Raw genomic sequence first — 15,286 nt, forward strand, 5'->3', positions numbered from 1 at the left:
ATGAGCTGTGGACGGTGACGTCAGCCGCCGAGCGCACCGCCCGCGCCGCCCGCCCCGTCGGAGGCCAGCGGGTCGGTCCTCAGGTGGATGACGCCGTAGTCGTAGGCGTGCCGCCGGTAGACGACACTGGGCTCCTTGGTCTCGGAATCGACGAAGAGGTAGAAGTCGTGTCCGACCAACTCCATCTCGTAGAGAGCCTGGTCGAGCGTCATGGGCGCCGCGACGTGCATCTTCTCGCGCACGACGAGCGGCCCTTCGCCCTGCACCTCGAGCGAACCGACCCTCCTGGTGGGCACGGACTCGGCCGACTCCTCGGCAATCAACTCGCCGTCGCCGTTGAAGGAGGCGGCTTCGGGCACGACATCAGCGACCTCGGCCGCGGACAACCGCCCGCTGCCGCGCCTGCTGTAGCGCTTGTCGTGCTCCTTGCGCAGCTGTGTGTCCAGCTTGTCGGTGGCCAGGTCCAGCGCTGCGTACGGGTCGCCTGCCGCTGCTTCCGCCCGGATGACCGGCCCACGTGAGCGAAGCGTGATCTCCACCCGTGCGGCTCGGTCGGCCTGACGGGGATTCGGCTCCTTGGACACCTCGACGTCGAGGCTGATCACCTTGCCGTCGAACTTCTGGATCTTGTCCAGCTTCAGTTTCTCGGCCACGTGCTTGCGGAACCGCTCGGGCACCTCGGTCTTGCGGCCCTTGACGACGATGTCCACGCAGAACTCCGTTCCCGGATCACTCCGCTTCGGCGGCGGAGCATCTCCCTTTTGCACCAGGCTCCAGTGATCACCGGAGCCGCGGACTCGGTGACTTCCACCTCCTCCTCCCCCACCGATGAGGTGTCCACCCCACCGACTTCCATGCTTCTGGCCTGCTGGTGAGTTACCTGCCCGAAACCTGGTGGTGCATTCGTCGAGGCGCGGGATTCACCGTTCCTCACAACCGAACATAGCCTGCCCACCACCGTGTCGGCACCCGCTACTCACGCGTACCTCCGATCAGGGCCCTTTACCCACGTACTACCTGCAACGATGCAAGTTAACTGTCAGTTCCGGTTTAATTCGAAAGCAGTCGGAGAAGCTGCGACAACCGCGGCCATGAGCCCGTCCGCGCCGGCACCCCCGGCAGGCGCCGCGGCCCGGACGGCGCGTGCGGCATCGGCCAGCGAGGCACCCGTCGTCAACACGTCGTCGACGAGCACCACCCGGCCCCGCACGAGAAGTTCCGCACCCCCGTCCGCGACCGCCAGGGCGCCCGACAGATTCGCCTGCCGCTCGCGCGCCCCCAGTCCCGCTTGGTCGGCAACGGTCCGCCGCTGCCGCAGCACCGCGAGCACCCCGGCCCGCACGCCCCCGCTCCGCAGTTCGGTCGCGGCCGCGACCGCGATCCTGCGCACCGGATCGTGCCCCCGCGCGGCCGTGGCACGCCGGGCGGACGGGACAGGGACGAGGAGCACGGGCCGCGCCCCGGCCGCTTGCCCCGCCCCGGCGCGCACAGCGGCCGCCAGCGCCCCGCCGAGCGCGCCCGTGAGGCCCAGCGCCCCCCGCTCCTTGTGGGCCAGCAGCACGGCGCGTACGGCGTTCTCGTACGGCGCCGCGGCGTGGACCACGGGGAGACCGGACGGCTCGGGCGCGGGTCTCACACGGCGCGGCACAGCGCCCAGCGCCCGCGCGCACGCTTCACACAGACCGGAACGCGGCCTGCCGCAGCCCGCACAGGGCAGGGGCAGGACCAGCCCCGCGATCTCGCGCCACCATCCCCTCACCCCTCCACTGTGCGCGGCGGACCGGCAGCGGGCCACCCCTGTGGACAACCGCCGGTCAATCGCCTGTGGACGGCCGGGCCGGCTCAGCCCGGGTAGACGAGCGAGGAACCGTCCTTGAGGACCGTCTGCCAGTTGTCACCCGGTGACAGTTTCACTATGCCGTCACCCTCGGTGTCGGCCATCAGCGGCAACTGCTCGTCATCCGCCGCCGCCACCGCGGTCACCTGGTTCACACCCGGCAGCACACCGGACGACGAGGTGGACCCGTCGGCCTGCACGTAACGCACCTGCTGCACACCGCCCTCCTCCTTGCCGACCACGACGAGCCGGCTGCGGCCCGACCAGGACACCGCCGTCACATCCGCCAGCTGGGGCGCGGCCTGCCGCAGGTCCTCCACGGACACCGTCTCGGACTTCCCGGAGCCATGGCGCTCGACCCTGCCGATGCGCAGCGTCGTGTGCCCGTCCTGCGACACCCGAAGGGCGATGCGCACCCCGTCGGACGACATCCGCAGCGCCTCGATCCGGCCCCCGTCCAGCCCCGGGATCTCGACCTCCTGCGGCTTTCCGGCCCCGTCCACGAGGCGCAGCAGCCTGGGACCGGCAGGATCACGGTCGGCGACCCACACGTCCCCGTTGCCGTCCCAGCTCGGTGCCGACAGCCGGTCCGCGGGCCTCGCCGCGCCGCTGCTCACCACGGGCGCGGACGGCTCGCTGTCCGAGACCAGGGAGGACACGTAGAGGTGCTGCCCGTTCGCCGACACCGCGGCCGCCTGCTGTTCGTCCCTGGCCACACCGACGGCGCCCATGGCCACCGCACCACTGCCGAACGGGCCGGTCACCGGCTCCGGATCACCGCTCCCCTTGCTGCTGCCGGGGATGCGCTGCACGTGCCCCTTGGCGTCGACGAAGTACTGGCTGTCGGGGGTGTCGGGGGCCCTGTCCGCGGCGAACTCCTCCGCCTCGTCGGCCCCCAGCGAGCACAGCGGCCCCCGCCCGCCCTGCAGCTCCACCTGTCCCACGCGGGCCGACGTCAGGTCGCGCAGGGTGAAGAGCACCTGGGCGGCCATCATCCGGCAGGCGCCCTGGCCCGCCTTCTCCGCCTTCTTGTTCAGCGGCACCTTCAGGACGTTCTGGTCGTCCGGAGCCAGCGACGTGACCCCCTTCCTCAACGAGGTGCCGGCGGGGAAGCGCGAATCGACCACCGGCCGCAGCCAGTTCGAGGGCCCTGCCAGCAGCGCCCGCACCGTCTGCGTCGTCGTGTCCATGCGGGTGACGGGATCCGTACGGTTGCGGACGTAGACGGGGTCGGCGACCAGCGCGGGCAGCTCCTCCCCCGTCCGGCCCGCGGCGAAGTAGTACTTGTTCACGGAGCGGTAGAGACGCTTGAAGTCGGACTGTCCGAGCACCAGGCCGTCCGGCACGATGTCGATGCGCCACTCGTGCCTGCCGTCCGCCCCCTTCTCCCGGACCAGGTGCAGCATCTGGGAGTACTCGGTCGGGGCCAGCGGCCGGTAGGAGCTCTGCGCGTCGACCGCCGCCACCTGCTCGCCGGTCAGCGTGTAGGTGGTCTCGGTGCCCCTGCGCTCCTTGTCGTGGATCGTGGGCCCGTTGCGGTTGGGAGCCTTCGCGAGCACCGTGGTGCCCTCGCTCGGCTGCCAGGTGCGGGCCGCCTGCGCCGTCAGGTACGTACGGGTCGTCCGGAAGTCCGGATCGTCGCTCGTCATCGACTCGAGGAACCCGTCGACGACCTCCAGGGGCGCCGCGCCCTCCCTCGGCGGAACGGCGTACACCTGCACCTGGGAATCGCCCGGCTGCGAGGCGTCGACCGGTTTCACGTCACCGGTGTCCGGCATCGCCCCGCACCCCGCGAGCACCACCACACCGCAGCCGAGCAGCACGGACAGCCGCACCGCCCGCCCGGGAGCACCCCGTCGACGCTCACTCTCCACGAGCCGTGTCCTCCCGCTCAGGGTCCTGCGCCTCCGGATCGGCGGCGCCACCGGGCCGGTCGCCGGCCGGACGCGACACCACGCGCGCTCCGTTGCCCGGCAGCGCCGCCGGGTGGACCGATGCCGGGGTACGCGAGCCCGCCGTGCCGTGCGCGGCCGCGGTGAGCGGAGACCGCGCGGAGCCGGACTGGCTCGGTACCGACATGAGCCGGTGCTCTGACGCGGCGGGTACCGCCTCCGCCCGCTCACGCTCCTCCCGATTGCGCCGGGAGTCCTCGGGCTCCAGCGGTATCGGCGACCCGCGCAGCGGCTCGTCCGCCGTGCGCGGCAGGGTCAGCCGGAACTGTGAACCACCACCCGGCTCACCCCACGCCTGAAGCCATCCGCCGTGCAGCCGGGCGTCCTCGACGGCGATCGACAGTCCCAGACCCGTCCCGCCGGTCGTGCGGGCCCGCGCCGGGTCCGCACGCCAGAAACGGTTGAACACGCGGGTCGCCTCGCCGGGCTTGAGCCCCACGCCGTAGTCCCGCACCGCCACGGCCACCGCACCCTGGGCGGCGCCCATGCGCACGACGACGTCGCGGCCCTCACCGTGCTCGACCGCGTTGACGACGAGGTTGCGCAGGACCCGCTCGACACGGCGGGCGTCCGCCTCCGCGATCACGGGCTGCTCGTCGCCGATCACCCGGATCCGGCTGCCCTTGCGTTCCGCGAGCGGCGCGGCGCCGCCGATCACGCGCCGGACGACCGTACGCAGGTCTATCGGTTCCGCCTCCAGCGCCGCCGCCCCCGCGTCGAACCTGCTGATCTCCAGCAGGTCGGAGAGGAGCGACTCGAAACGGTCGAGCTGGTCCCCCAGCAGTTCGGCGGACCGGGCCGTGACGGGATCGAAGTCGACGCGCGCCTCGTGGATCACATCGGCCGCCATGCGCACCGTCGTCAGCGGGGTGCGCAGCTCATGGCTGACGTCGGAGACGAAACGCCGCTGCATGCGGGAGAGCTCCTCCAGCTGCTGGATCTTCAGCTGGAGGCTCTGCGCCATCTTGTTGAAGGCTTCACCGAGGCGTGCGATGTCGTCCTCGCCGGTGACCTTCATGCGCTCCTGGAGCCGGCCCGCGGAGAGCCGCTCGGCGATGCCGGCCGCCATACGCACGGGCGTGACGACCTGGCGCACGACGAACCACGCGATGGCCCCCAGCAGCACGACGACGAAGAGACCGGCCGTGGCCAGCGTCGTCGTCACGAGGGTCAGCGACTTCTCCTCCTGCGTGAGCGGGAAGAGGTAGTACAGCTCGTACGGGTTGTGGTCGATGTCGTAGAGCCGCTTGCCCACGACGAGCCCGGGCTCCGGGCTCTTGCCGTGGGAATAGCGGATCAGCGAGTACGTCTGGAAGGCGCCCGCCCCCTGACCCACGTCGTCGCGGAGCCTCTGCGGGATGCTGGACGCCTCCACGCTGCCCGAACCCCGCGGGGCCCGGCTGGTGCCCTGTCCCGCCGAGTCGGGGCTGAGCGCCACGACGTTGAACGCGTTGGTCCCGCCGCTGGCGAGCTGATCGACCAGCTCCGTGCGCCACGAGGTGTTGGCCGTCGTGCCGTCGGCGCCCTCCTCGCCCTGGTCACCCGGAAGCAGAGGGGCGTTCGCGTTCGCCTGGGCGGCCGCGAAGCCGCCGGCCGCCTGGGTCTGCGCGGCCTTGCCCTTCGCCTCGAGCAGACCGTTACGGACCTGCCCGATCACGACGAATCCCAGGAGCAGCACCACACCGATCGACATCAGCAGGGTGCCCGCGACCACCCGCAGCTGCAGGTTGCGCCGCCACAGCCGGACGGCCGGAAGCAGCGGCCCGCTGATCCAGCGCAGGAGAAGCCGGGGCACCGGACCGCCGGGCGTCCGGTCGCGGAGCAACCGGACGCCCCGCAGGACCTTGCCGAAGCGGGAGGACGTCCCCGGGGGACCGGCAGCCCGCTCCGTGCGTGCCCCGGTGCCCCCGGGTGGCGGAGCAGCGCTGCCCAGGGTCATGTCAGCTCGGTCCGGCCTTGTAGCCGACACCGCGGACGGTCACGACGATCTCCGGTCGCTCCGGGTCCTTCTCGACCTTCGAGCGGAGCCGCTGCACGTGCACGTTCACCAGACGGGTGTCCGCGGCATGGCGATAGCCCCACACCTGCTCCAGCAGCACCTCACGGGTGAAGACCTGCCAGGGCTTGCGGGCGAGCGCGACCAGCAGGTCGAACTCCAGCGGGGTCAGCGCGATGGACTGCCCCTCCCTCTTCACCGAGTGGCCCGCCACGTCGATGACCAGGTCCCCGATCGTCAGCTGCTCGGGCGCGGGCTCCTCGGACCTCCGCAGACGTGCCCTGATCCGGGCAACCAACTCCTTCGGTTTGAACGGCTTGACGATGTAGTCGTCGGCCCCGGACTCCAGGCCCACCACCACGTCCACCGTGTCGCTCTTGGCCGTGAGCATGACGATCGGCACACCCGACTCCGCCCTGATCAGCCGGCAGACCTCGATGCCGTCCCGTCCGGGAAGCATGAGGTCGAGCAGCACCAGGTCGGGCTTGGCCTCGCGAAATGCGGCCAGTGCCTTGTCGCCGTCCGCTACGAACGACGGTTCGAAACCTTCTCCCCGCAGCACGATGCCGAGCATCTCGGCCAGTGCGGTGTCGTCGTCGACGACAAGGACGCGTCCCTTCATAAACGACATCATCCCATTAGCTAATCGTTACCTGCGATGACCTGGCACACAGCTCTGCCAGTCCGACTCCCGTTACCGGGGAAACTACGCCCTCCTCCGTGACGATCGCCGTGACCAGTTCGGGCGGCGTGACGTCGAATGCGGGGTTGTACGCCTTGGCCCCCGAGGGCGCGAGAGCCCGTACAGCCCTTCCGCCCGCGGCCGGGAACCCCGGCACGGATGTGATCTCCGTCACCTCCGCGGCCGGCCGCTGCTCGACGATGATCGATGCGCCGTCAGCGGTCCCCAGATCCACCGTGGTGGTCGGTGCCACGACGACGAACGGCACGTGGTGGTACTTCGCCAGCACCGCCAGCGGATAACTCCCCACCTTATTGGCCACCGAGCCGTCCGCGGCGATGCGGTCCGCCCCGATGAGCACGGCGTCCACCTCCCCCGCCGCGAACAGCGAACCCGCCGCACTGTCCGCGAGCACGTCGTACGGCATCCCGTTCCTGCCCGCCTCGTACGCCGTGAGGCGCGCACCCTGGAGAAGCGGCCTCGTCTCGTCCACCCAGAGCCTGCGCAGCCTGCCCTCGTGGTGGGCCCGCAGCGCCACGGCGAAGGCCGTCCCCGCACCGCCCGACACCAGCGCCCCCGTATTGCAGTGGGTCAGCAACCGGTGCTGCCCGTCTCCCGGCAGGAGCTCCGCGAGCAGCTCCAGACCGTACCGCGCCATGCGCCCACTGGCCTCGGCATCCTCCCGGTGCAGCGCCCGCGCCTCGGCAAGGGCCGCCGCGGCGGCGTCCGGCAGGCCGGCCCCGCCCTCGATCGCCGACCGGTGCACCGCCGCCACCCGACGCGCCCCGTACCCCAGATTCACCGCGGTGGGCCGCGCCCGCCCCAGCAGATCCGACGCCGACTCCACGTCCTCGCCCCGGGCTGCGGCGAGCGCGACGCCGTACCCCCCTGCGATGCCCAGCAGCGGCGCACCGCGCACCGCCAGCGTCCGTATCGCCTCGACGAGTGCCGGCACGTCGGCGCACACCAGCTCCACCTCCTCGGAGGGCAGCCGTGTCTGGTCGAGGAGCACCACTGCGGGCCCCTGAGGAGGCTCCTCCCAGCGGAGCACCGAGAGGGGCGGCGGCTCGATACCCACCGGCGTTTGCGCGTCCTGATCAGCCATCCGCCCAGTCTGCCCGCTGAACCGCCCGCACACGAAGGCAAGAAGGAGACGGAGGGCCCGGCCCGCACCGCGGCCACGCGTGGCACGATGGCTGCCGACCCGCCGCCCCGATGAGCGGACGGGACCGTGAAGGAGCGACGATGAACGACTCTCCGGGCTGGGCTTCGCCCGGATCCGCCCCCTCCGACGATCAGGAAGCGGGCATCCCCAAGCCGTCCTCGCCCGTCGACGAAGGCGGTCCCGCCGGGCAGTGGTCCCCCGCGCAGCCACCCCCGGGACGGTGGACCCCGCCTGCGGCCCACGGCACAACCCCGCCCGCTCCGGGACGGGGCGGCACACCTCCGGGCCCGGGCTGGGGCGGCGCACCGATGGCCGCGAAGCCAGGGGTCATCCCGCTGCGACCGCTGAGCGTCGGGGAGATCCTCGACGGCGCCGTCTCCACGATGCGCGCCCACTGGCGCACCGTGCTCGGCGTCAGCCTCACCGTCTCCGTGTTCGCCGAGATCGTGGTCATCCTCGTGCAGCGCTACCTCCTGCCCGAGCCCACATCGGTCGACCCGAACGCCGAGGGGGCGGAAGCGCTGCGCCAGGCCACCGACTCCGCGGCCTCGCAACTCCTCACCAGTGCCCCGGGCACTCTGATCGCCATGATCGCCACGCTCGTCACGACCTCCGTCCTCACCGTGGTGATCAGCCGGTCCGTCCTCGGCCGCGGCGTGACGCTCTCCGAAGCCTGGGCCGAGGCCCGTCCGCGGCTCCTGCCCCTGCTCGGCCTGACGCTGCTGCTGAGCCTGATGAGCGCCGCGATCATGGCTGTGGGCCTGTTCCCGGGACTGCTGCTGGGTGGCGGCGCGGGAGGGATCGCCCTTGCCTTCGTCGGTCTGGTCGCCGCATGCGGCGTCGTGCTCTGGCTGATGATCCGCTTCACTCTCGCGGCACCGGCGCTGATGCTCGAGCGGCAGCCCGTACTCACCGCGCTGCGCCGGTCCGCGAAGCTGGTCAAGGGCAGCTGGTGGCGGACCTTCGGCATCCTGGCGCTCACCTACCTGCTGGTCATCATCGTCAGCCTGATCGTCGCGGTCCCGTTCGGCATCATCGCCGTGACGGTGGACAGCGACGGGCTCAGCGAGTTCCTCAACAGCAGCTCGTCCGACTTCGGCTGGCCCTTCCTCGTCATCACCGGAATCGGCGAAGTGATCATCTCCACGCTCACCTACCCCTTCACCGCGGGCGTGATGGCCCTGCTCTACGTCGACCAGCGCATCCGCCGCGAGGCGCTCGACCTCGATCTCGCACGGGCCGCCGGCGTGCCCGGCTACGACACCGCCGGGAACTGATGCGGTGAACGGGCCGGGGGGCACCAGCGCAGCGGAACACGTCACGGGAACGGGCGGGGGCATACCCGTGGACACCTCACGTGTCCCCGCCCGCGAAGCGGCCCAGGACGAACTGTCCGACCCGATGTACCACGAACACGATCCGAACCTCCTCGAACGCGGGATCAACCGCTTCTGGGACTGGATCAGCGGTCTCCTCGACGGTGCCGCCGGAGCCGCCCCCGGCGGCCCGGCCGGGCTCGTCGTGATCGCCCTGGCCGTCGTCGCTCTGGGCGCCGCCCTGTGGTGGCGCCTCGGAACCCCGCAGGGCGCCGCCCGGACACCCGACGCCCTGTTCGACGGCACCGTGCGCAGCGCGGCAGGCCACAGGAGCGCCGCGGCCGCCCATGCAGACGCCGAGCGGTGGACGGAGGCCGTCCAGGAGCGCATGCGCGCCCTCGTACGCGCCCTCGAGGACCGCGCCGTGCTCGACACGCGCCCCGGCCGCACAGCCGACGAGGCGGCGGTCGACGCCGGCGGACTGCTGCCCGCGTACGCGGTCCCGCTCCGCGACGCCGCCCGGGTCTTCGACGACATCACGTACGGCGGCCGCACGGCCGACGAGGCGGCGTATCTGAGCCTGTGCACCCTCGACCGGGACATTGGGACGGCCAAGCCTCTGCCGATGGCCACGACAGCCGGAGGAAGCGCCCTGTGACCGGCACGACAGCCGTCCCCACCACCTCCGCCTCCCGCACTCCCGGACAGGTATGGCAGCGCGTACGAGGCGTCCTGCTGGCCGTGCTCGTCCTCGTCGTCGGCGGGGTGGCCTTCGCGGCGTTCCGGTCCGGCGGGCAGCACGGCCGCCTCGACCCCCGCTCCCCCGACCCCCAGGGCAGCCGCGCCGTCGCCGAACTCATCAGGGACCGCGGCACATCCGTCGACGTCGCCACCACGCTCGCCGAGGCGACCGCCGCGGCGGGGCCCGACACCACGCTCCTGGTGGCCGGTCCCGACATGCTCACCCCGCACCAGCAGCGACGCCTCGGCTCGGCCGCCGGCGAGTCCGGGGGGCGCACCGTCCTCGTCGCCGCAGGCCGGACCTCGGTGGCCAGGCTGTCCCCGTCCGTCCGCGCGGGGTCCACCGGCCCCGTGGCAGGACGCTCCCCCGGCTGCGCCCTCCCGGCCGCACGCACCGCCGGAACCGCCGACATGGGAGGCGTGCGCTACTCCACCGGCGCGGACGGGGCCATCGCCTGCTACCCGGACGCCGGACACGGCACCCTCCTCGTCCTGCCCGAACGGCACACCGGCGACACCGTGTTCCTCGGCTCTCCCGACATCCTCCGCAACGACCGTCTCGACAAGCGCGGCAACGCCTCGCTGGCCCTGCAACTCCTCGGCTCGCGACCCCATCTCGTCTGGTACCTCCCCTCGCTCGACGACCCCTCCGCTGCCGTGACCGGCAGCGGCAACCCCGACAACAGCGACGGCGAAGCCGGCGGAGAGGGCAGCTTCTTCAGCCTGATCCCCTCCGGCTGGCTGTGGGGCACACTCCAACTCGGCGTCGCAACCGCCCTCGCCGCCATCTGGCGGGCCCGACGGCTCGGCCCCCTCGTCACCGAACGGCTACCGGTCGCCGTGCGCGCCTCCGAATCGACCGAAGGACGGGCCCGCCTCTACCGCAAGGCCAACGCCCGCGACCGCGCCGCCGCCACCCTGCGCGCGGCCACCCGCACCCGCATCTCCCCCCTCCTCGGCGTGTCCTCCTGTGACGCCGATTCGCCCGACGTCCTTCTCCCCGCTGTCGCCGTACGCCTCGGCACCCCGGGCGGAGACCTCGGCGCCCTCCTCTTCGGCCCTGCCCCCGCCGACGACGCCGCGCTTGTCCTGCTGACCGACCAACTCGACGCCCTCGAAAGAGAGGTACGCACTTCATGAGCGCCACGCCCCCGGAGACCACCGAGCCTGCGGCACCCGCGGAGACTTCTGCGTTCCCCGTGGACTCCGACAGCGCCCGGGCATCCCTGGAGGCTCTGCGTGCAGAGATCTCCAAGGCCGTCGTCGGCCAGGACCCCGCCGTCACCGGCCTGGTCGTCGCTCTTCTCTGCCGAGGACACGTCCTCCTCGAAGGCGTCCCCGGCGTAGCGAAGACCCTCCTGGTCCGGGCCCTCGCAGCATCCCTTGAACTCGACACCAAACGCGTCCAGTTCACTCCGGACCTGATGCCGAGCGACGTCACGGGATCACTGGTCTACGACGCCGGCACCGCCGAGTTCTCCTTCCAGCCCGGGCCCGTGTTCACCAATCTGCTGCTCGCCGACGAGATCAACCGCACCCCTCCCAAAACACAGGCCTCGCTGCTGGAGGCCATGGAGGAACGCCAGGTCACCATCGACGGTTCACCGAGGGCGTTGCCCGATCCCTTCCTGGTGGCAGCCACCCAGAACCCTGTCGAGTACGAAGGGACGTATCCGCTGCCCGAAGCGCAGTTGGACCGATTCCTGCTGAAACTCAATGTGCCCCTGCCCTCGCGGGAGGATGAGATCAACGTGCTCACCCGGCACGCGGACGGTTTCAACCCACGCGACCTCGAAGCCGCAGGCATACGGCCCGTTGCCGGTCCCGCCGACCTGGAAGCCGCACGCACCGCCGTCGCCAAGACCTCCGTCTCGCCCGAGATCGCCGCCTACGTCGTCGATATCTGTCGTGCCACGCGTGAATCCCCCTCGCTGACCCTCGGTGCCTCTCCCCGGGGAGCCACCGCACTGCTCTCCACCGCGCGCGCCTGGGCCTGGCTCACCGGCCGGGACTACGTCACCCCGGACGACGTGAAAGCCCTAGCCCTGCCCACGCTCCGCCACCGCATCCACCTGCGCCCGGAGGCCGAGATGGAGGGAGTCACCCCCGACTCCGTCATCACAGCCGTCCTTGCCCACGTCCCCGTCCCCCGGTAAGGCGATCACCATGGCCCTCACCGGTCGGGCCGCCCTGCTGGCGGCACTGGGATCACTCCCCGTAGCCATCGTGGCTCCGAGCTGGACCGGCGTACTCGCGGTCGATGTCCCGCTCTCACTGGCAATTCTGTGCGACTACGCCCTGGCCGCGCCAGTACGTACGCTCCATTTCACTCGATCCGGTGACACATCCGTTCGACTCGGCGAGGCCGCCACCGTAGAACTCACGGTAACCAATCCGTCGCGTCGTCCGCTGCGCGCCCACCTGCGTGACGCCTGGCCTCCGAGCAGTTGGAGCTCGGAGGCCGAACAGAGTTCCTCGCGCCACGAGTTCGTCGTGGCCGCCGGCGAACGACGGCGCCTCACCACCGTGCTCCGCCCCTCCCGCAGGGGGGACCGACAGCCGGAACGCGTGACGGTCCGCTCGTTCGGGCCACTCGGGCTCGCCGCCCGTCAGGGGGACCACCGCGTGCCTTGGGCGGTCCGGGTACTGCCGCCCTTCACGAGCAGAAAGCATCTGCCGTCGCGGCTCGCCAGGCTCCGCGAGCTCGACGGCCGTACCAGCGTGCTCACCCGCGGAGAGGGGACTGAGTTCGACAGCCTGCGGGCCTACGTCCCGGGAGACGACACCCGCTCCATCGACTGGAGGGCCACGGCACGCCAGACCGGTGTCGCGGTCCGCACCTGGCGCCCGGAACGGGACCGGCACATCCTCGTCGTCCTGGACACGGGACGTACCTCGGCGGGTCGGGTCGGCGACGTCCCCCGTCTCGACGCCGCCATGGACGCGGCCATGCTCCTCGCCGCACTCGCCACCCGTGCCGGGGACCGCGTGAACCTCCTCGCCTACGACCGACGCGTCCGAGCCCGGGTACAGCACAAGGCAACCGGCGGGGACCTGCTGTCGGCCTTCGCCGGGGCGCTGGCACCACTGGAGCCCGAACTCGTGGAGACCGATGCCCGCGGACTCAGCGCCACCGCCCTCGCCAGTGCGCCTCGACGCTCCTTGTTGGTGCTACTCACGAGCTTGGACGCCGCACCCGTCGAAGAGGGCCTGCTCCCCGTCCTCCCACAGCTCACCCGCCGCCACACCGTGCTGGTCGCCTCAGTCGCGGACCCCCAGGTCGAGGCGATGGCCCAGGCAAGGGGCACGGTGGACGCCACCTATGAAGCAGCTGCCGGCACTCAGACCCAGGCCCAGCGCCGCCGCACCGCGGACCAGCTTCGCCGCCACGGCGTGACGGTCGTCGACGCCCCTCCAAGTGAGCTCGCCCCGGCTCTGGCCGACGCCTACCTCGCGCTCAAAGCAGCCGGCCGACTGTAGAAGCAGAAACTCGGCACTGCGCGCCGGGGTGGGGGCACGGCAACGAGGCCACTACGAAGGGGGCCGCACACGGTGCCCGAGTTCGCGGTGCTCAGCTCCAGGAATCACGGAAGCCGGCCGCCGGCCTGCCGATCACGAGGACATCCGCTTTGAGCTCGTACCGTCTTCGCCGTGCACCAGGCCGGGGTGCCTGGCCAGGGCTGCCCGGGAACGCAGAAAAGCCCCGTGCCACAAGGGCACGGGGCTTTCCCGGAATAATTGTTCGGCGGCGTCCTACTCTCCCACAGGGTCCCCCCTGCAGTACCATCGGCGCTGAAAGGCTTAGCTTCCGGGTTCGGAATGTAACCGGGCGTTTCCCTAACGCAATGACCACCGAAACACTATGAAATTAACCAACACCGGAACACAACACGGCCGTTCGTTATTTCAGAACTAACACAGTGGACGCGAGCAACTGAGGACAAGCCCTCGGCCTATTAGTACCAGTCAGCTCCACCCGTTACCGGGCTTCCACATCTGGCCTATCAACCCAGTCGTCTACTGGGAGCCTTAACCACTCAAGGTGGTGGGAATACTCATCTTGAAGCAGGCTTCCCGCTTAGATGCTTTCAGCGGTTATCCTTTCCGAACGTAGCCAACCAGCCATGCCCTTGGCAGGACAACTGGCACACCAGAGGTTCGTCCGTCCCGGTCCTCTCGTACTAGGGACAGCCCTTCTCAATATTCCTACGCGCACAGCGGATAGGGACCGAACTGTCTCACGACGTTCTAAACCCAGCTCGCGTACCGCTTTAATGGGCGAACAGCCCAACCCTTGGGACCGACTCCAGCCCCAGGATGCGACGAGCCGACATCGAGGTGCCAAACCATCCCGTCGATATGGACTCTTGGGGAAGATCAGCCTGTTATCCCCGGGGTACCTTTTATCCGTTGAGCGACAGCGCTTCCACAAGCCACTGCCGGATCACTAGTCCCGACTTTCGTCCCTGCTCGACCCGTCGGTCTCACAGTCAAGCTCCCTTGTGCACTTACACTCAACACCTGATTGCCAACCAGGCTGAGGGAACCTTTGGGCGCCTCCGTTACTCTTTAGGAGGCAACCGCCCCAGTTAAACTACCCATCAGACACTGTCCCTGATCCGGATCACGGACCCAGGTTAGACATCCAGCACGACCAGAGTGGTATTTCAACGGCGACTCCACAACCACTGGCGTGGCTGCTTCAAAGTCTCCCACCTATCCTACACAAGCCGAACCGAACACCAATATCAAACTATAGTAAAGGTCCCGGGGTCTTTCCGTCCTGCTGCGCGAAACGAGCATCTTTACTCGTAGTGCAATTTCACCGGGCCTATGGTTGAGACAGTCGAGAAGTCGTTACGCCATTCGTGCAGGTCGGAACTTACCCGACAAGGAATTTCGCTACCTTAGGATGGTTATAGTTACCACCGCCGTTTACTGGCGCTTAAGTTCTCAGCTTCGCACACCCGAAAGTGCACTAACCGGTCCCCTTAACGTTCCAGCACCGGGCAGGCGTCAGTCCGTATACATCGCCTTACGGCTTCGCACGGACCTGTGTTTTTAGTAAACAGTCGCTTCTCGCTGGTCTCTGCGGCCACCCCCAGCTCACCGAGTAAATCGGATCACCAGTGATGGCCCCCCTTCTCCCGAAGTTACGGGGGCATTTTGCCGAGTTCCTTAACCATAGTTCACCCGAACGCCTCGGTATTCTCTACCTGACTACCTGAGTCGGTTTAGGGTACGGGCCGCCATGAAACTCGCTAGAGGCTTTTCTCGACAGCATAGGATCATCCACTTCACCACAATCGGCTCGGCATCAGGTCTCAGCCTTAATGTGTGACGGATTTACCTACCACACGGCCTACACCCTTACCCCGGGAACAACCATCGCCCGGGTTGGACTACCTTCCTGCGTCACCCCATCGCTTACCTAGTACAAGTCTGGTTCGTCGGCTCCACCACTACCCTCAACTCCGAAGAGATCGGGCCGGCTTCACGGACTTAGCATCGCCTGATTCAGTATTGGGCGTTTCAAAGCGGGTACCGGAATATCAACCGGTTGTCCATCGACTACGCCTGTCGGCCTCGCCTTAGGT

General features: G+C 69.7%; 11 protein-coding genes and 2 rRNA genes (1 of these 13 running past the window's edge). 5 read left to right on the forward strand and 8 right to left on the reverse strand.

Going from position 1 to position 15,286, the window contains the following annotated elements:
• Positions 1–20: 20 nt before the first annotated feature.
• The 6 genes from hpf to mtnA form a co-directional block, all read right to left on the reverse strand.
• Positions 21–710, reverse strand: coding sequence for a ribosome hibernation-promoting factor, HPF/YfiA family (gene hpf, locus OHT61_RS12720; RefSeq protein WP_329037905.1), 690 nt, complete (start codon positions 708–710; stop codon positions 21–23).
• A 329-nt stretch (positions 711–1,039) separates the two neighbouring features.
• Positions 1,040–1,759 (reverse strand): ComF family protein, encoded by a 720-nt coding sequence (locus OHT61_RS12725; protein ID WP_329037907.1) that lies wholly within the window; start codon positions 1,757–1,759, stop codon positions 1,040–1,042.
• 83 nt (positions 1,760–1,842) lie between these two features.
• Complete coding sequence (locus OHT61_RS12730; protein ID WP_329043224.1) at positions 1,843–3,672, reverse strand: LpqB family beta-propeller domain-containing protein; 1,830 nt, start codon at positions 3,670–3,672, stop codon at positions 1,843–1,845.
• A gap of 28 nt (positions 3,673–3,700) precedes the next feature.
• Positions 3,701–5,728 carry an MtrAB system histidine kinase MtrB gene (gene mtrB / locus OHT61_RS12735; RefSeq protein ID WP_329037908.1) on the reverse strand — a complete coding sequence of 676 codons (2,028 nt, stop codon included), beginning with the start codon at positions 5,726–5,728 and terminating at the stop codon, positions 3,701–3,703.
• A gap of 1 nt (position 5,729) precedes the next feature.
• Positions 5,730–6,419, reverse strand: a complete 690-nt coding sequence (gene mtrA, locus OHT61_RS12740) for a two-component system response regulator MtrA (RefSeq protein ID WP_187282414.1) — start codon at positions 6,417–6,419, stop codon at positions 5,730–5,732.
• Between the two features lie 4 nt (positions 6,420–6,423).
• The gene (gene mtnA, locus OHT61_RS12745; protein WP_329037911.1) at positions 6,424–7,572 is read right to left on the reverse strand and encodes an S-methyl-5-thioribose-1-phosphate isomerase; all 1,149 of its coding nucleotides are present in this window, start codon (positions 7,570–7,572) and stop codon (positions 6,424–6,426) included.
• A 140-nt stretch (positions 7,573–7,712) separates the two neighbouring features.
• Between mtnA and OHT61_RS12750 the strand changes: the two genes are divergently transcribed.
• The 5 genes from OHT61_RS12750 to OHT61_RS12770 are packed head-to-tail and all read left to right on the forward strand — an operon-like array spanning position 7,713 to position 13,169.
• A complete protein-coding gene (locus tag OHT61_RS12750; protein ID WP_329037913.1) occupies positions 7,713–8,909 on the forward strand; it encodes a glycerophosphoryl diester phosphodiesterase membrane domain-containing protein in 1,197 nt (398 codons plus the stop codon).
• 4 nt (positions 8,910–8,913) lie between these two features.
• Positions 8,914–9,606, forward strand: a complete 693-nt coding sequence (locus OHT61_RS12755) for a DUF4129 domain-containing protein (protein WP_329037915.1) — start codon at positions 8,914–8,916, stop codon at positions 9,604–9,606.
• Entirely contained in the window at positions 9,603–10,829 is a 1,227-nt protein-coding gene (locus OHT61_RS12760) for a DUF4350 domain-containing protein (protein ID WP_329037916.1), read from the forward strand. The genes OHT61_RS12755 and OHT61_RS12760 overlap by 4 nt, the downstream gene beginning before the upstream one ends.
• On the forward strand, positions 10,826–11,845 hold the full coding sequence (locus OHT61_RS12765) for an AAA family ATPase (protein WP_329037918.1): 1,020 nt from the start codon (positions 10,826–10,828) through the stop codon (positions 11,843–11,845). Before OHT61_RS12760 ends, OHT61_RS12765 begins: the two co-directional genes overlap by 4 nt.
• A gap of 10 nt (positions 11,846–11,855) precedes the next feature.
• Positions 11,856–13,169, forward strand: a complete 1,314-nt coding sequence (locus OHT61_RS12770) for a DUF58 domain-containing protein (protein ID WP_329037920.1) — start codon at positions 11,856–11,858, stop codon at positions 13,167–13,169.
• A gap of 260 nt (positions 13,170–13,429) precedes the next feature.
• On the opposite strand, the gene rrf is transcribed toward OHT61_RS12770, so the two are convergent.
• A 5S ribosomal RNA gene (rrf, locus tag OHT61_RS12775) occupies positions 13,430–13,546 on the reverse strand.
• 79 nt (positions 13,547–13,625) lie between these two features.
• Positions 13,626–15,286: ribosomal RNA gene (locus OHT61_RS12780) — 23S ribosomal RNA — on the reverse strand; it runs 1,465 nt beyond the window's last position.

It is taken from the genome of Streptomyces sp. NBC_00178 (assembly GCF_036206005.1).
GTDB lineage: Bacteria > Actinomycetota > Actinomycetes > Streptomycetales > Streptomycetaceae > Streptomyces.